Annotated in this window: 11 protein-coding genes and 5 pseudogenes; 6 read left to right on the top strand and 10 right to left on the bottom strand. The window is 42.7% G+C overall.

What is annotated here, in order from left to right; all coding sequences use genetic code 11:
* Positions 1–93: 93 nt before the first annotated feature.
* The 6 genes and pseudogenes from IQ276_RS41320 to IQ276_RS33535 all read right to left on the bottom strand — a co-directional run.
* Positions 94–195 (bottom strand): annotated as a pseudogene (locus IQ276_RS41320) (DUF4277 domain-containing protein); the annotation flags it as partial.
* Positions 193–609, bottom strand: a pseudogene (locus IQ276_RS33555) (transposase domain-containing protein); the annotation flags it as partial. The pseudogenes IQ276_RS41320 and IQ276_RS33555, both read right to left, overlap by 3 nt.
* 230 nt (positions 610–839) lie before the next feature.
* Entirely contained in the window at positions 840–1,967 is a 1,128-nt protein-coding gene (locus tag IQ276_RS33550; RefSeq protein ID WP_193918470.1) for an NAD(P)/FAD-dependent oxidoreductase, read from the bottom strand.
* 174 nt (positions 1,968–2,141) lie between these two features.
* Positions 2,142–4,265, bottom strand: a complete 2,124-nt coding sequence (locus tag IQ276_RS33545) for a ferritin-like domain-containing protein (RefSeq protein ID WP_193918468.1) — start codon at positions 4,263–4,265, stop codon at positions 2,142–2,144.
* Entirely contained in the window at positions 4,262–5,662 is a 1,401-nt protein-coding gene (locus IQ276_RS33540) for a radical SAM/SPASM domain-containing protein (protein ID WP_193918466.1), read from the bottom strand. The genes IQ276_RS33545 and IQ276_RS33540 overlap by 4 nt, the downstream gene beginning before the upstream one ends.
* 2 nt (positions 5,663–5,664) lie before the next feature.
* Complete coding sequence (locus IQ276_RS33535) at positions 5,665–7,131, bottom strand: hypothetical protein (RefSeq protein WP_193918464.1); 1,467 nt, start codon at positions 7,129–7,131, stop codon at positions 5,665–5,667.
* Positions 7,132–7,577: 446 nt separating this feature from the next.
* Between IQ276_RS33535 and IQ276_RS33530 the strand changes: the two are divergent.
* Together IQ276_RS33530 and IQ276_RS41140 are read left to right on the top strand one after the other, a co-directional pair.
* Positions 7,578–8,059, top strand: a pseudogene (locus IQ276_RS33530) (helix-turn-helix domain-containing protein); the annotation flags it as partial.
* Positions 8,058–8,387 (top strand): annotated as a pseudogene (locus IQ276_RS41140) (DUF4351 domain-containing protein); the annotation flags it as partial. The pseudogenes IQ276_RS33530 and IQ276_RS41140, both read left to right, overlap by 2 nt.
* Positions 8,388–8,557: 170 nt before the next feature.
* On the opposite strand, the gene IQ276_RS33520 reads toward IQ276_RS41140, so the two are convergent.
* On the bottom strand, positions 8,558–9,811 hold the full coding sequence (locus IQ276_RS33520; RefSeq protein WP_193918462.1) for a M20 metallopeptidase family protein: 1,254 nt from the start codon (positions 9,809–9,811) through the stop codon (positions 8,558–8,560).
* Positions 9,812–10,846: 1,035 nt separating this feature from the next.
* Here IQ276_RS33520 and IQ276_RS33515 point away from each other — a divergent pair.
* From IQ276_RS33515 to IQ276_RS33505, 3 genes are all read left to right on the top strand, one after another.
* Positions 10,847–11,209, top strand: a complete 363-nt coding sequence (locus IQ276_RS33515) for a hypothetical protein (RefSeq protein ID WP_193920011.1) — start codon at positions 10,847–10,849, stop codon at positions 11,207–11,209.
* 121 nt (positions 11,210–11,330) lie between these two features.
* On the top strand, positions 11,331–13,517 hold the full coding sequence (locus IQ276_RS33510) for a peptidase domain-containing ABC transporter (protein WP_193920009.1): 2,187 nt from the start codon (positions 11,331–11,333) through the stop codon (positions 13,515–13,517).
* A 163-nt stretch (positions 13,518–13,680) separates the two neighbouring features.
* Positions 13,681–15,186 (top strand): HlyD family secretion protein, encoded by a 1,506-nt coding sequence (locus tag IQ276_RS33505; protein WP_193920007.1) that lies wholly within the window; start codon positions 13,681–13,683, stop codon positions 15,184–15,186.
* A 4-nt stretch (positions 15,187–15,190) separates the two neighbouring features.
* Here IQ276_RS33505 and IQ276_RS33500 read toward each other — a convergent pair.
* Together IQ276_RS33500 and IQ276_RS33495 are read right to left on the bottom strand one after the other, a co-directional pair.
* A pseudogene (locus IQ276_RS33500) lies at positions 15,191–15,454 on the bottom strand (type II toxin-antitoxin system VapC family toxin); the annotation flags it as partial.
* 79 nt (positions 15,455–15,533) lie between these two features.
* Positions 15,534–16,796, bottom strand: a complete 1,263-nt coding sequence (locus IQ276_RS33495; protein ID WP_235116189.1) for an RNA-guided endonuclease InsQ/TnpB family protein — start codon at positions 16,794–16,796, stop codon at positions 15,534–15,536.
* Between the two features lie 178 nt (positions 16,797–16,974).
* Here IQ276_RS33495 and IQ276_RS33490 point away from each other — a divergent pair, with 178 nt between their 5' ends.
* The gene (locus IQ276_RS33490; protein WP_235116188.1) at positions 16,975–17,154 is read left to right on the top strand and encodes a hypothetical protein; all 180 of its coding nucleotides are present in this window, start codon (positions 16,975–16,977) and stop codon (positions 17,152–17,154) included.
* 194 nt (positions 17,155–17,348) lie between these two features.
* On the opposite strand, the gene IQ276_RS33485 is transcribed toward IQ276_RS33490, so the two are convergent.
* Positions 17,349–18,110: a class II aldolase/adducin family protein gene (locus IQ276_RS33485; protein WP_190883556.1), complete on the bottom strand. Its 762-nt coding sequence runs from the start codon at positions 18,108–18,110 to the stop codon at positions 17,349–17,351.
* Positions 18,111–18,241: the final 131 nt, after the last annotated feature.

The following is an 18,241-nucleotide window of genomic DNA, read 5'->3' as shown; positions in this document are numbered from 1 at the left end:
AGCTGCTTGGACTCTAAAACATTTGTGGCAACAATAAAACGCCCTGCACTCAAAACATCCGTGTTAATTTTACTTTCATTTTTTGATACTGTTTAATTCATTAATTATTTCTACTAACCCAATCGCGTCTACTATTCCTGCCACTATGCCTAAATGGTCTATATTTTGAATTTCAATCTCTTTGGCATTCAACATCACCACAATTCTCAGCCCATTTAGAAATGCTTCTATCGTCTCACCAATCGCCATTGGTTGTACTAACTGGTGAAATAATTGGCTCATCACTCCTGCCCCTAATCGTTGCCGAGCTTGAGTAATTGCTGACTTACAAGGTACTCGCCAGTATTTACCTACCTTCACCCATCCCTCAGAAAGACCATCAATCAAGTTTTTAAGTACATCCCGCATTGAGTCTTTTGACCATAGACTCATTGCAATTACGAGACTTACCACTAATTGCGCTGGTAGCGATCGCTTGCGCTCCTCTTCAGTTTGGGTATTAGTGATCGCTTCTTCGATCGCAGTTGCTGGAATCGCCATCTCGATTGCTTTAAGCACATCACCACTTCGTATCTCAGGAGACATCAACAAGAAATCCCTCAGATGCACAATACTGAATTTCCTTTCTTGGGAACAATGTTTAATTTACATGACTTTGAGCCTTAACTGAACCGTATTGGATTCTGATGGAGAAACATTCAGCCTTGACTTTGATTTATAATCAAAGTGGCAGGGTAATTCCAGTATCTTTCTCTCTAACAAAACTGCAAGAACTGCTCAAAAGCCTCTTGGGACAAAGACTTCAGTCTATAATTCCAGGTTTACTGATTTTTTGAGATTTACCCAATGTGCAACTCAAAATCAATCAACCGATAGTTCAACACATTAATAGCCTGTTGTTCTAGCTGAGTAGATAGAGTCTCAGCAATATCAATCATCTGATTTATTTCAGCAAGCCATGCTAAATTTGTGCTAAACACTTCTCGATAAAACTGGATACACCCTCGCAAATGAGAAATGAATGAATGAGTTAATCTAGTTTGATAATGATTTAATGCAGATATATCAGGAATGCGATCGCTCAAAATTCCATCAATTACCGCTCCTGCCAATATTGCACTGCGTAACGCAAAAGGCGTACCTTCCCCACTTACAGGATCAATCTTAATCGCAGGTTCGCCTACCATCAGCCAACCCGAACCGCAGAGAGGCCATTGCAAGTGGGGGGCAGAAGAAAAACAATTTACCTTTTGCAAATCGTTGACAAACGTGCTGATTGTAGTGCTTTTATACAAACATTCCAGCAACGCCCGTCGAGGATTGGCTGGAGTTATGGGCAAACATGCCTGAAGCATAGCGCCAGAGCCATCGACTGGAGCATAAAACAACCAACCGTCAGCCAGGGACTCGATATAACAGGTAGATGCAGGTTTGGGCGTGTCTTGTACCTCAGCGGTGACTATAACTCGTTGACCACCAACCAAAGATTTAGAACTTTCCGGCAAAGCGATGCCTTCTCTACGAGACGCTCCGCGAAGGGCGGGCGTAGCCATCGCCCTTTGTTTGTGTCTGGTATACACTGTCCAAGGATAGTTCTGCGATATTTGTTGAGCAGTCAATTGACTAACATCAATCATACGCGTGTGCTGTATGACCTTAGAGTTTCGCAGTAATTCTAGTAAAGAGTGTGATCGAATCGCCAATGCAGGTTGTTCTACCTGCACTGGCTGTCTGCCCCAACGCACCAAACGATGAGTCAGACGTTGACTGTAAATACTCAGATTCACATCCGGAAAAAGCTGGGCGAGCAATGTTTCGCTAACATCGTTGAGTACTAATGATGGCCCAAAAAAGTGAGATTTTGCTGGGTCACATAGCAAATCGCAATGAGAACCCAGCTTGGCTAAGGCTGCAACCACAGCATAAGCACTTAAACTGTCACCAACAACAGCCACACGAGTCAACATAATTCGTAATTTGTAATTCGTAATTCGTAATTATTACCCCACGATTGAAGTTGGGGGCTTAAAAAAGGAATCATACTTTTTATCTCCATCAATGAATTGAGGGGCTATGACTTTCGTTACGAATTATGAATTAGTAATTATTCGGTCATCGTTGGGAACAGACTTCAGACTGACTCATTGAAATGTGGTTTGGGAAATAGCATTATCAAAATGGGCAAGCACTTCATCAATGCTTTCATTGTGGACTTTCTGCAAAACTTTAGAGAGAATCGGCTCTTTCAATACCTTTGATTCAGTCAATGGTGCTTTTTGGGCAAATTGAGCGATCGCAGAACTTTGCAATACCCCTGATTCCAGCAATTGCTTTTTGGCTGTATTTAACAAAGTTTGGGCAATCTCCTGGGATGTAACGGGAGGATCGCTTTCCCACCATTTAGGAATGGTAAACAGTGGTGTCAGGCCTTTTTCTGCCAGCTTAAAATTGATTGTGTTCAGCTTAAACATCAAGGAAATCGCTTGACGTAGCGATGCACCACTGATTTTTTCATCTTGCATAGCAAACGCCAACTTCAAAAACACTATCAATGTTAAATATACAGCGTCACTTTGTTTTTGCAGGATGAACCCTTCGCTGCCTAATTCTTCAACGTGGGGAACACCATAGAGATTACTGTTAGGTAATTCCGGGTTAGGTCGATCGCTTAATTGACTCCACTGACCGCCGCGAATATATTTTGGCAAATCACCACGACCCGCATTGTCATAGAAAGCCAAATTCTGCTGGGCGGTACTGAAACGCACATAGTGTCCTTCACCCTCATCAATGATCAGCTTGATGATTTCCACCGCCCGACGTTGCGTTTCTGGGTCTAACTCTTCTGGTGAAAGCTGTTGCAACGAAGTCTGAATCCCAACGTACATCCCATCCAGCCCAGTTGAGGTAGAGCGACTAGGTTCTTCTACATCAATAAACCACTGCAACTGAGTACTGGTAAGACTTTGCAAATAGAAGGGTACTTCAAATCTGCGTCCAATTTTGGCAGCCCGTTTGACAGTCGTTTCGACTCCCAGTAACTTTAATACTTGGTTGACCCAGTGCAAATGGCGCATTTCATCAATAGCGATATTGAAGACCTCATTAGCCCCTTTCCAAATACGGAATGTTTTCAAATCTGGCTCTGGCGGCTCCTCGGCTGGAGCATTTATAGAATAGTAGGCGTAGAGATATTGCACCGCTAGAGCGTGTTCTACTGTAGCTAAATAAGCTAGTTCCTTTTTAATTTCTTCTAGAGTTAGAATTCGTCCTTTCGGGGGAATAGGAGGTTTGTAGGATTCGCCATATTCCCGACCATTCACCACTGGGCGCAGTTGCTCCCAATCGACCATCATTTCTGCATAGTCGATTTCCCGGAGGCGACGAGCTTCGTAACTGTTAGCAATATCTTCGGTTTGTGGTTCTATATTCGAGTTCTTACGCTGAAAGTTGAGATATTGGTATTTACCATCTTCACTGCTATTGACATCAGGCTTATTAGATGCCCAATAAAAACATTGGCAATCCCGGAAATCGTAAGTCCAGGGAGTACACAGGGTACGTGTCAGTTCACCTGGTTTGTAAACATCCGGGTCGATGACACCTTGATTGCTCAAGTAAACTGACCGATCTGTAATCAAGATGGCAAATTTCAATTTCCCATTTGGATCTCGTTCTAGATGACTATTGTTATTGTTCCAAGAGCTATTTAATTGAGCTTTCGCAGCATTCAAACTATCACCTGTCGCTGGCGGTTTCGGCCCGATCGCCACGGCAGTTTTTCCTGGAAACAGCGCATTAACTTTGCGCCAGATATATAAGCCGCCTAAGTCTTTAATATTAGTAGTATTATCAGTATCAACGAACTCAATAGCTGGCGGATTCGTGGCATCCTGATCAGCAGCAGTTTTCCCCTTGAGAATCCACAAAAACAACTCATCTTGGAGATCGCTTTCTTTCAATCCTAAATTAATCCACTGGGCGGCGCGATCGCTGGGAGTTAATTCAACAAGTCGAGCGCCATCACTGCGATAGACTTCAAAATACAAACCGGGGAAGAAGTACTTATGTAGATTCCGGGCATCCATTTCCAACCCAGGATAGCAATTGTCTACAGCATCTTCTGGGCGGGTAGTGGTTGGATTCCCCGGAACAATGTAAGCGGCTCGTGCGGTTAGGTTACGCGGAAAAATCTTCCATTCTTTTGGATCTTGGGTGGAAAATTCATTTGGCCGCCACGGGTTATTATTTTTGGTGATTTTCATATTTTTCCAGTTAAATTTGTAATTCCGTTTGCAAAGTAGGTTTCGGGAGTCACAAAATACTCAGGAGTGTAAGTAGAGAGTTCGGCATAAGCTGCCAAACAGAATTCCAGCCAGCCACGAATGTAATCGCAGCCAATTCGCCCACGTTTGCTGACTTCGTGGTAACAACCTCCTCCACAGAGGTAACGCGCCCAACAATCACTACATGGTTTGATGGAGTTGACATGATTGCGCTGTAATAGCTGCTGTCGAGCCGCAAAGTCTGAGCCTTGCTGGACTGAACCCATAGCCCACTCTTCATCTCCTACCAATCGATGACAGGCATAAAGTTGGCCTTGAGCATTCACGCTCAGATAACCTGCACCCGCACCACAGGGGTAGGGACGATGGCTACCACGATGAATTTCATTGAGTGCCGTTTCAAAGTTGGTAAATGGGAAACGCTTACCCTGCAAGAGATGTTGTTTACATACCTCACCACATTCGACCATGTGCTGCAAAAATAGCTCGAACTCTTCAGTCCCAAAGGCATACTCTGCATTAGGTGACACCAGCACTGGAGCAAACCCTGCATCATCAACACCCAAGGACAGCACATGTTGCAAAATTGGCAGTAAGCGTCCGCTTTGGGGCGTGACTGTCATCCGAGCCGACAAATGACCAGGACGCTGAACTGACATGACTTCTAAGCCACGTAAAACTGCTTCGTAACTTCCGCGACCATTGACTGTTGGGCGCAACTGGTCATTGAGAAATTGTGGCCCATCGAGGCTAACAGACACATTAAATCGGTACTCGGCGAATAAAGCTGCATCTTCAGCAGTAACCAAGGTGCCGTTTGTAGTCAGAGAAAACCGGACTTTATGCCGAGTTTCTTGGCCGCGCTGGCTGGTATAACGGGTAATGTGGTGGATTAATTGGCGGTTTAACAGAGGTTCTCCTCCCATAAACCCGACAACTAAATCTACACCTGGCTCGGCCTCGGCAATTAGACGGTCTACGGCTTGCTGGGCGATGTCCTGGGGCATGAACTGTGTTTTGCTGCCAAATTTGCCCTCGTCAGCATAGCAATACTTACAGCCAAGATTGCAGCTTTGGGCAACGTTCAACGATAAAGAACGCAGGGGAGGCGGTTCAAGGGGAGTATCATCAATGGCAGGATAACCACCTGGCATCACAAAGCTTTGACGAAAGTCGGCGATTTCCTGCTCGGTTACAGAGTCCTCTACTATTAGCAATTGAGCGATGCGCTGGGCGGTGAGTTCGTCGAGATCGAACACTCGTGAACCGTCTACCACCAGCAAGTGTTTTGCAACAGCGCTCTCAAACAGATGAAAGTCGCGGGATAAATTGTCTACTTCCGGCGATATGGGTGACTGTGGTAATGGAAGATTCATAATCAACTATCTTCCTTTTGAGATGTTCCTTGACCGTTTTGCAATACTTCTAACCATTCCTTCATCAAGTAGTACTGACGTTGGGAAATGGACATCGGTGTGGAATCTGAACCTCGCATCAAGGCGGGCATTTGTTTGTCGTATGATTTCGGTTCGTCGGTGGGTTTGCGAATCCATTGTTTAAACACTTCTGGGCGTTGTCCCATACGTTGCTTGAACACTTCGTAAGCCAGAAAGCGTACATGATTCATCCGACCTAATTCGGTCAAGGGTAATGGATGCCCTGGGCGTGGGGGTACAGGCTCGAAGGGGAAAGGAGCGTCTGCGCCAGAGTCACTTGGGTTATTGGCTAACTGCGATCGCAAATTTTGCTGATCCAAATTAGAAGCTTCCATTGTCTCGCGGACTCGTTGCATTAAATCAGCGATTTCCGCTTCTGTTTCCGGCCAGTTTCGCCCCTCGATAAATGCTTGATGCAAAACTTCGTCTCGTTTGACTAAATCGCTTAAACCATCAGCAATGGAGACAAATGGCCGGCGGTCTGGTTGGAAGTCTTGCGGACAACATGTGTAACGAGCATAAGCAGTTAGTTGACCTGTAGCGATACTTGCTCCTGTGATTGTCACTTTAATCAAACCGTCATTGGAATCATCCAAAAATCCCAAGCTAGTGCCATCCGGCTCTTGAGCATACAGACCACCAGGATTGGTGCGCGGATCTTCATTATCCCCAGACCCTGGATTCCAGTGAGGCCATGCGGCATTGTGATTGAGACAGCAGTTGATTTGTCGCAAAAATACCGCTTGGTCTTGAATCAGTGGGATCAATTGGGTTAAGTTGCGATCCTTACTATTGCTGGGAGCATAAATCAATCCCTGCGGTGGGGTAATTCGCAAACGCAACTCAGGCCAACTTGGATTAGGGCGAATTACCTGCACATGGCCTAATGGAACATCCACGCCAGGGGGAATCAGAGGATTTTCTGCTCCTTCAGGACTGTGACCCAATATCGGGTGCAAAAGATGATCTGTACCGGGAATTTCGATTGCAGTTTCAACGAGATCCCCATCTGCTAAGGTGTAGTGATATGCTTTGCGGTTGGCTGCTTCCACGTGCCACACTACATCATTGAGACTCAATTTAGCTGCTTGCAATTCATTCAGTCCTATGGGACCTTCATGCCCGTCTGACCAACGTCCATGTAACTCAAAAAAAGGACAAACCGGACGCCACTTACCTTTATCTTTAAAGCGAATTTCTTCTGGCAAATAAGCAGAAATATTGCCGTTGGGATCGATGTTAAACGTCAATGCGGGTTTGATGACTGTTTCAGCTGTACCCCGAGGCGAGTAATCATTCTCCGCCCAATGGAAATTCTCCATTGGGTATGGGGATTGTCCAAACCGAGCAAAGGCTAACGGGGGACAAATCCAAATTTCTTCAAGAATTAACTGATCTTGAGAAGACATAAAGAATGTTAAGTTATGTATTATTAAATACCTTCTAGACAAACTCTAGAATATTTAGCGTCTTATAAGCACATACTTGAAGGTTAAACTTTACATATATTTATATACTTAGATTTATTTTTACCTAGCTGTCTGTGATGGCAGTCAAAGAGTATGGGATATAGAAGAAATTAATTTGATTGCGAGTAACGTTAATCTACAATCAACCTTGATTGACTGGTCGGAAAATTCTATTAGTGATTGCTGGTGGCATCCTCAAAACTATAAAGTATTGAGACAAATGATCAATCATGAGAGATGCGGCTCATTTAATGTTCAAGAAATATCAAATGCAATAGAGAATCAAAACTTTGATGAATATCTATAGCAATCTGTAATCATTCGTGAGAAAATACGTAGAAGGGTGTAAGTAGCTTGAATGACTAAGGTGAGGTGCGGTAATGTGGATGCGATCGCTAGATGAGTTTATCGAAAATAGCCAAGATAAGCGTGAAGTTCAACGAGCGATAGCAGTTAAGATGTTGCTGTGTGGATACAAGCATGAGCAGATAATACCAGTCTTAGGAGTGTCCAGTGGTTTTATAAGTAAGTGGAAAAAAGCATTTTTCCAAAATGGAGTAGAAGGTTTAAGACTCGCTCATCAAGGAAGTGTTGGGCTATTAAGCCGAGAGCAGCGCTCATCCATAATAGAGTGGCTGTTAACAAAAGATAGATGGACTTTGAACGAGCTAGAGTATGAGATCAGCCGCAAATACGGGGTTACTTTCTCCTCAAAGCAAAGCTACTATGATTTATTTAATGAAGCACGTATCAGTTGGAAGAAAACTCAAGCTCACAACCCAAAATATGATGAGGAATTAGTCGCGTCAAAAAAAAAGAGATTTATACATTGCTGGCTGGGCGACGTGAAGAAATAGAATCTGGAGAAGCAGAATATCGCAGCTTACACAGAAATATTAGCAGGTTTGCGATTTGAAAAGGATTTTATTCGTCAGTTATTGAGCGAGGATCTTATGCAGGAGTCAGTGATTTATTAGGATATTTTGCAGAAGGGCGAACAACAGGGCGAACAAAAAGAAGCGGTTAGATTCTGTATATCTTTACTCAATGAACGTTTTGGTGAAATAGATTCGTCAATTATTGAGAGAGTTCAAGTTTTAAACAAGGAAAAGCTAGAAGCATTAGGAAGGGCGCTTTTGAGAATTTCATCTCTAGCTGATTTATTTATTTGGTTAGAGGGGCAGGAAAGTAATTAATTTCAGGTGTCTATCAACTATAAAGTGATAAAATCGGAGGTAAAAACCCCGGCTTTTTATATAGTTATTTTTCATAAAAACTCTTGTAGGGACACAACATGTTGTGCCCCTACAATCATCTGCATCTCACCAAGTTGCAATTTGCTGTAATTAAAAACAGCTAGATTCTCTCAACTAAAAAACTTCTCCACGCATCTGACAAATATCTCCACACCCATTCCCAACGCCGTCTCATCAAAATCAAACCGGGGGTGATGATGGGGATAAGCCAAATCTTTCTCTGCATTGGCAGAACCCAAAAAGAAATAGCAACCAGGCACCTCTTCCAAGAAAAATGACATATCTTCAGCCGCCATAGTTTGGCATTCTGGTACAATTCCCACAGGAGTTTCTACCACTTCTTCTGCTACAGAACGCACCAATTGAGCCATTTTCACATCATTAATTACTGGTGGATAAAGTGACCAATAATCTAACTCATACTTTGCACCTTGGCTCTGACAAATTCCGGCAATAATCTGCTCAACACGCTGATGGAAAAAGCCTTTAAAACTCGGATTAAAATACCTGACAGTGGCACTCATTCTGGCTGTGTCAGCAATTACATTCCGCTTGGTTCCAGCATGAAGTTCGCCCACTGTCACCACAGCCGAATCAATGGGATTCACATTTCGAGCGACAATAGTTTGCAAAGCATTGACAATTTGAGCCGCAACCACAACGGAATCCACTGTTTGATGAGGTAGTGCGCCGTGTCCACCTTTGCCCAAAATTGTACAGTTAAAGCACTCCACAGCCGCCATCAGGGCACCACTGCGAACACCTACAGTTCCCAACGGCAAATTATTCCACAAATGCAAACCGATAATTGCGTCAACATCAGGATTTTTCAGCACCCCAGCTTCAATCATCGGCTTTGCGCCTCCTGGTGATTCTTCGGCTGGCTGGAAGATCATTTTCACGGTACCAGAGAAATCTTGACGATGCTGTTGCAGATAGTAAGCTGTACCTAAAGCGATCGCAGTATGTCCATCATGACCACAAGCGTGCATTACTCCATTATGCTGGGATTTGTAAGGCACTTCGTTAAGTTCTTGAATTGGCAAAGCATCCATATCCGCCCGAATCGCCAAAACTGGCAATTTTGGATTTTGGATTTTGGATTTTGGATTAGATTCTGGCTCTAGTTTGTTACCCTTGATGGTGGCGACAATGCCAGTTTGAGCGATGCCGGTTTGATGTTCAATTCCCCATTCTTGCAACTTTTGTGAGACAAATTCAGCAGTCAGTTTTTCCTGAAAACCCAACTCTGGTTGTTGATGTAATCGCCGTCGCCACTCTATCAATTGCGGTTGCAATAAGCGAATTGAAAGTCGAATTCGAGATAAGTCAACAGAAGAGGGGTTGGGAAAAGTAGAAACCATTATTAAGACAAGGTAGTTTAAGCAGAGCTAACTGAGGTTATTTTCCCACTTTAACGTGAGTTTGACGAGTCTGCTTTACCCATCAAAACCCAAGACGATTGATGCAGCTGATTTCAATAAGCCTGAAGTAGGTACAGAAATTTGTAGGGGTGCATAGCTATGCATTGGTGTCAACTTAAGAAGATAAAGCCCAAATTTGTTGGGTGTAAGTAGCGTCAATCTCAAGGGTGACGCTTACGCCTTGCTTTAACTAATCCAATATATCAAAATTCTCATGAAAGACTTTGCTCGATTTTCGGCGAGTGTCTATCGTTACCTCAAAAAATCCGCCGCCTCTGAGCGATAAAATGCCTAATCCGATACCAGAAACCGGATTTATTTTTGGACTGCCAAAGAAAGTAGATAAAAGTTAGTAATGAGGTAAGCTAATCTAACTTTGTGGCATTATGTGAAAATATCAACTCATGACCTAAACCCTTACTATAGGACTCATATTTGATTTTTGAACAAAACTCAGTACACTTTTATTCCTTCTTCCCAGTCCCCAGTCCCCAATCCCCAGTCCCTTACCTCTACGAGTGATTCTCCAAATCAAATCGGATTCCTATATAACAAGGGAGATTTCAAAGCGTCTCCTCTTCTCTTCCCTGCAAGAAGGAGTAGGGGAGATGTTTATAGAGGGGTTTTTCAGATTCTGTGAAAAGCAAAAGAAAAAATAAAATTTGTATAATTCCTATTTATAAATCTTCTTTTCCTCATATACTAAGAAGAGAGGAGTTAATCATATCTCTTCAAATAAATCCTGACACTAAAAAGTTAACTCCTATTATTCTGAATAGAGATAACTTTTGTTTTTTGCCTTTATGTCTACTCTGCAAGAACGACTACTGTCTGGGAACTACTAGTCTTCTATGACATTAAGGGTAAACGCCGTATAGGTGAGATTTACATATTATCTATCAGCAACGCCTAATCTATCGGCGTTTAGAAATATTGAGCGTACTTCCTAAACACCAAATTTTAGGAGAAAATCACATGGCTATGACAGTGGAAACAGCCCAGTTAAACAACCAAAGCATCTTGCATAATTTTGGTTTGGTCGAAGAAATTGACGAACAAGCTGCGGAAATAATTTCTGGTGGACGTGAGAAATTTAGGATCGCAAACAACACACAATACAGGATTACTCATAATTTGGATGGTACTCTATTCACAATTCAACCAGGTGAAACATGGGATTATGATACCCCTTACAACGGAATAATTCAATTTGACATTGACGGTCGAGATTATGTAACGGTGAATCAATCATACAATTTGTCCAATGGGCAAATATATGAATTTCAAAACAATGAGTACACTGCTAATCCCTATGATATTGATCTTTATCAAGTATAACGATCAAGTCATGAAGTCCTTTTAGCCACTTCAATGAATAATTTTTCTGCGTAAATCCTAATTCAATATAGTCAATTCATTTGACTTAACTGTATTTTCTCTTCAAGAATTGCGTCTGTAAATGAAATACCAAATTGTCCTTCAACACAGTGAAGAAGACTGTGGTGCAGCTACTTTAGCTACTATTTCCCAATACTACGGACGCACATTTACCCTTAACCGCGTGCGGGAAGCTGTTGGTACTGGGGCGAGAGGAACTACTCTGTTGGGATTAAGGCGGGGTGCAGAAGCCCTGGGATTCCATAGCCGACAAGTTAAAGCCACTCCTCAACTCATCAACCAATTAGATCAAGCTCCTTTACCTGCGATTATTCACTGGAAAGGCTACCACTGGGTAGTATTATACGGTCAGAAAGGCAACAAATATGTAATTGCCGACCCCGGTGTTGGTATCCGTTACCTGACTCAGGAGGAGTTAATTAAAGGTTGGAGTAATGGGGTGATGCTGCTACTCCTTCCCGATGAAAGCCGCTTCTATCAACAAGAATCAGATAAAATTGGCGGTTTTGGACGTTATCTGCAACGAGTTTATCCCTATCGGTTTATTTTAGCCCAAGCGATCGCCCTCAACATTGCGATCGGTCTGCTTTCCCTAGCATCACCCTTCATGATGCAACTACTCACCGATGATGTCCTAGTCCGGGGAGATACTCAACTATTAACTACTGTTGCGATCGGCGTTGTCGCCCTGAATTTAATTAGAAGCGCCATTAGTTTAGTACAATCGCACTTGATCGGTCATTTCAGTCAAAGATTGCAATTAGGACTAATTCTAGAATACGGGCGCAAACTTTTACATTTACCCCTATCTTATTTTGAAGGACGACGCAGTGGGGAGGTAGTCAGCCGCATTGCTGATGTTCACGCTATCAATAACTTAGTTTCCCAAATTGTCCTCGGATTACCCAGTCAATTTTTTATTGCTGTAGTCTCCTTGGGCTTTATGCTTTTTTACACTTGGGAGTTAACTCTAGCTTCTATAGTTGCATTTCTCATTGTCACGGCTGTTAACTTGCTTTTTTTACCAGCACTGCGCCAAAAAACCCGCAATATGATTGTTTTTGGTACAGAAAACCAAGGTTTTTTAGTAGAAACATTTCGGGGAGTACAAGTCTTAAAAACTACCCAAGCTACACCCCAAGCTTGGGAAGAATATCAAGGAAATTTTGGTCGTTTGGCTAACTTGGGCTGGAGTACCATGCAGCTAGGACTTTACAGCAGCACAGTTACCAGTATTCTTTCGACATTTATTAATATTGGTATTCTCTGGATTGGTAGCTATTTAGTAATTAATCGGACTTTAACAATCGGACAATTGATTGCCTATAACGGTATGAGTGGTAATCTTTTGGGCTTTTTAAGTTCTGCTATCGGCTTAATAGATGAATTTATCACTTCCCAAATAGTTATTCAACGTCTGACAGAAGTTATTGATGCTACTCCAGAAGATGAAAATGATGTGAAAAAGCAGTGGGTAGAAATTCCTGGAAATACAGATATTACTTGCAATGAAATTAACTTTCACCACACAGGTAGAGTTGATTTATTGCAAGATTTTTCCGTAACTATTCCTGGTGGTAAAGCAATTGCTCTAATTGGTAAATCTGGCTGTGGTAAAAGTACCCTAGCAAAGTTGATTACTGGTTTATATACAATTCAATCAGGAAATATTCGCTATAGCTTCTATAATCAGCAAGATATATCTTTAGAATGTTTGCGGCATCAGGTGGTTTTAATACCACAAGAAGCTCATTTTTGGAGTCGGTCTATTCTAGATAATTTCCAATTTAGTTATCCTCACATTAGTTTTGCAGACATTGTTAGAGCTTGTCAAATTACTGGTGCTGACGAATTTATCAGTGAACTACCTGATAAATATCAAACTGTCTTAGGAGAATTTGGAGCTAATCTTTCTGGTGGACAAAAGCAACGATTAGCTATAGCTAGAGCCATAGTTACTGACCCACCCATCCTGATTTTAGATGAATCTACCAGCGCCCTCGATCCAGTGAGCGAAGCACAAATACTAGATAAAGTTTTAGACCATCGCCAGGGTAAAACTACTATTTTAATTAGTCACCGTACTAGGTTGATCCAGCGTGCAGATTGGATTATTTTTCTAGAAAAAGGACAGTTAAAAATTCAAGGAACAGCAGAAGATTTGCGACAAGTTAATGGCGAGCATTTAGACTTTTTGGATGATGTGATTTTGAGTCTTTCAGACGCGATAAATCGCGTCTCTACATGAGGGTTTTGAGCTTACAGCAGTTTTCGTGTATTTGAACCACATCTGTTGTAGGGGCACAGCATTGCTGTGCCCTTACCGCGTGGTCTATTTACCTAAAAATAGCTGTAAATCAACTGTATTGGCTAATATCTTCACCTATTTTTCAATTTTGGAGTGTCTAACTATGGTTAACAACACAGACTTTTTACAGCCAATTCAAACAGATGAATTTCTGCCACCGATTAGTCGTTGGATTACCTTTGGTGGACTCTTTGTTCTCTGCGTTTTGGGACTAGCGATTCCCGTCGCCGCAATCGCCAAATATAAGGTGACGGTGAAAGGGCAGGCAGTTGTCCGTCCATCTGGGGAATTGCGAATTGTGCAGGCGGCAACAGAAGGCCAAGTTATGCAGATTCATGTCCAAGAAAATCAAGTTGTCAAAACCGGAGATGCGATCGCCATTATTGACGACTCCCGCTTACAAACTAAAAAAAACCAACTGCAAAGTAATATTCAGCAAGCTAAGTTGCAGCTAGTGCAAATCAAGGCTCAAATTCACACTTTGAACAGTCAAATCCGCGCCGAAACTGCTAAAGTTAACCGGATTATCACTGCTACTGAGGCTGAATTAAGCGATCGCCTGCGCCAATATCAGGATAAAAAAATTAATACTGTGGCTGAATTCCAAGAATCTCAAGCTCATGTGCAGATTGCTCAACAAGAATTGCAGGTTGGCATATCACAGTTAAAAACAGCACAAGCAAATCTCCATTCTACTGAGGCGGCTTGGAATGCAGCCAAGTCAAAGCAAAACCGATATGAGGGTGTAGCCCAAGCAGGAGCATTGTCTAGGGATAAATTAGAGGAAGCGCGGTTAGCTGCAAAACAGCAACAACAAGCTGTAGCCGCACAAAAAGCAGTTGTGGAGGCGCAAAAGCAAACAATTGAGCGATTACAACAAACTGTATATGCAGCGATCGCTAAAAAGCAACGTGCAAAAGCCGCCTTAAATCCCAGTCATGCAGAAGTAGAAATTGCTACTGAGCGGATAGCCCAAGAAAAAGCCGCAGGTGAAAGTAACAAAGCAGCTTTAGACAAAGAACTGCAAGGAATTATCAAGCAACGGATTGAAGTAGAAAAACAGCTAGAGCGCGATACTAGCGAACTAAAACAAGTGGAAATTGAACTTCATCACACCACTATTATTGCTACTGCCGATGGTATCATTTCTCAGATAAATTTGCGTAATCCTGGTCAAACTGTGCGTCCTGGCGAAGAAGTCTTGCAGATTGTCCCCAGTGATGCCAAGCAGATTGTCAAGGCAGCAGTGGCATCTGAAGATAAAAATAAGCTCAAAATTGGTCAACAAGTTCAAATGCGGGTTAGTGCTTGTCCCTACCCAGATTATGGTACTCTCAATGGTAAGGTCGAGGCGATTTCTCCAGATGCCATGACTCCCCCAACAAACAACACAAATGGATCTTCTCCTTATCCCAATACCACTCCGAAAGCGGCTGTCCCAGGTGCTTTTTATCACGTGACTATTGAGCCGGAAAGTCTGGTTTTAGGTAAAGGCAAAAATCTGTGTCAGATTCAATTAGGAATGGAAGGTAGAGTGGATATTATTTCCCGTGAAGAAACAGTACTGCAATTTTTCTTGAGAAAAGCGAGGTTAATTGCGGATGTATAAACGCTCACGAACTGGCTGCCCAGAGAATGGAGACATCGCTATATTGCCTGAACATTGGATCAGCACTTACAAGCGTCATGTCTCCTGACTGAGCCTGTGCAATCAGCATTCTGTCAAACGGATCTCGGTGATGTAAGGGTAATGCAGCCGCTCGTAAAGCGTGAGTTGCCGTAATTTCTAGCGATCGCGCTCCCAATTGCACCATACGGCTAGAAATGTAGCTATCAATTGGTTCTGGCAGTGGCAACTTTCCGATTGCAACTTTGATAGTTCAGTTCTACATAGTCAAATATAGTCAGACATGGCTTTTGAGAAATTACCATTCGTTCATAGAACCTTTAAGGCATTTAGAATGGAGTCAAGCTTTTGGCGATAAAACCACTCAGATTTACCCGAATTGGGTCAACTAAGACCTCGCTATCCCCTGTCTCGAAAGCATCGGGGAATTCTTTGATCAGGATGTTGTAACTACCGTTAACATCAGCATTGCAAAGTCGCCCAGACTTTGTGCGATACAGTCCCCGACATATTCGTTTACCCGATGGCTTCCTATCCGTTGGCTTACTGCCATAGTCAGGAATAAAATCACCATCAAGAAAACTCGATTTAGAGGTGTATGACTCCTCCCGAACAATAACATTGATTCCGGCTCTGTTCCCTTTATAGGTGAGCATATCAATCAACTGTCCGTGAGGTATCGACACGAAAGCTTGATTATTTCTCTTACCGATATTAACGCTACGCTTCCAGTCATGATTTTGACCAACGACTAATTTTGTAACCCCTAACTCCATGAGTAGTTCAATCACATAATTAGATGCACGATGCAAATAATTTTTAACTTTGAAGTTACGCTTACTCGTCAGGTGTTTAATCCTTTTGGATGTTTGGACTCCACTGCGACGTTGCAAAGTTGCACGTTTCTTGTTGAAAAACTGATTCATACTTTTGAGTGGACGACCGTTAACGAGAACAGGTTTAAACCCTGGCACGTTTGATGTTACCGCCATCAAATTATCAATTCCTAAATCAATTGCTGCAATACGTTCTGTACTCTGATTCAATTCATGGTCGCTAACCTCATAAACTATTTCTAAAATATAATGGTCAAGTTTTGGCACGATCCGGGACTGACAATAATCTGATTGCTTTACCTGAGTATCAAAATTATAGTCAATCGCACTAAGCTTTATTTGCCCTGACTTTTTAAATACCTTTTTTGATGTGGATTGCTCACTAAAAATTAAAACACAGCGCCCATCCTTAGATTTATATCCCGGTATTTTTGGCTTACCTGTAAAGTTAGTCTTGTCTAATTTATATTGGGCGATCGCCGCGAAGTATCCCTCCCACGACTTACCTAACAACCTCAATACTTGCTGTGCAACTTTAGCTGGCAGTGCTTTGTACTCCAAGCTTGACTGCATTAACTTGTCCATTGAATTATAGGACGGCACACCATGCCCGTAAATGAACGATTGACGAATGCAATAGTTAGCAGCGTTCCACAGGTTCTTAGCAGCAAATGACATTGTATCTATCTGCTCCCAAGCCGGATTACTTTTCTTGATGATGCGCTGCTCTACTAACTGCATTCTGTTATCATGCATGTACACCCAAATGGTAGCACAAAATGAAAGAAAAAAGGCTCTCGATCCGAATAACAGAATACGAATTATTGCAGTTGAAGCAGGAAGCAGATAAAAGGGGGATGTCAAGTTCTGATGTAGTTAGGGCATGGATTGCACAACTGCCTAAACCTAAGAAAAGGACTATATCTGATTAGATATGACTATTTTTTATTTAAAGTTTTACAATACCTATCTCCCAGATGCTAGCAACAGAGAACCACAAGTCATTGCTTTCATCGACAATATGTGCGATTGCCTCCTCACTCAGCCGTTCCGGTTGGGCAAACCACTTAACAGCGATCGCACTTCTCAAAGACCCAAACTTAAGCAACTTTGAGGAACGCGTATCCGACTCTGGAGAAGGCCGGTGGAGTGGGAAATTGGATTTATAGCGATTCTCGTTTGGATGCAATACGCTGTAGGGGCGCACAGCTGTGCGCCCCTACGAACGGGCGTATTTTACCCAAGTGAGAAGCGCTATATTCGTGGAATAAGTCTAAAATCTAAAATCTAAAATCCAAAATTGTCTGACTAATCGAGAAAATCAGGTTCTTCCCGCACAATCCTGTCGTAAAGTGGCTGGAAGCTGAACCACCCACTTCTAGGCGCTCCCACTTGACTGTGTGTCAAACGGGCTGTTTCGTGTTTAATGATATTGGGTCTACCTGCGGCTTGTGCTAGCAGTTGTGCTTGGCACGATCGCTCTAAGCTAATGTACCAAAAAGCAGCTTCATCTACCGTATGTCCCACAGTTAAAATGCCGTGGTTACGCAGAATTATGGCTTTACTTCGCGCCAAAGCCTCCGCAAGTCGCTTTCCTTCAGAGGTATCTAATACGACACCTGTATAATCTTCAAACAGTGCATGGTCTTCATAAAAAGCACAAGAATCTTGAGTCAAGGGGTCAAGCAGACGACCCAAACTCGACCAGGCTTTGCCATAAATTGAATGAGCGTGTGCGGCTGCAATTACATCAGGTCGAGCCTCATGAATCTGAGAATGGATGGCGAAAGCGGCTTGATTTACTTGAGCATCGCCTTTCACCACCTCACCTTCTTTATTAACCAAAATTAGGTCAGAAACTCGGATATGGCCGAAGTATACTCCCAATGGATTGACCCAGAAATGGTCTGTAAACTCCGGATCGCGGGCTGTAATATGACCTGCGATGCCTTCAGAGAAGCCAAAGCGACCAAACAGGCGAAAGGCAGCGGCTAGGCGTTGCTTGCGGTGCAGGCGTTCGTCTTCAACTCGCTCGAATACAGGGGGTTGCGGTCTATCGTACTTGGGCATGTTCTTTTTCCTCCTCCTCTTTACAGGGAGCATTAGAATATCCGGAGCGAAAAGATTTGACGGTGTGAGATTCTGGAATGAACTGGTGACGCCAGATGCAACCAGTAAGTAATTAAACAAAATTAATTACA

It is taken from the genome of Desmonostoc muscorum LEGE 12446 (assembly GCF_015207005.2).
In the GTDB taxonomy this organism is placed as follows: Bacteria; Cyanobacteriota; Cyanobacteriia; order Cyanobacteriales; family Nostocaceae; genus Nostoc; species Nostoc muscorum.
The sequence above is the reverse complement of the archived record's forward strand: the minus strand, read 5'-3'. Positions and strand labels throughout refer to the sequence as shown.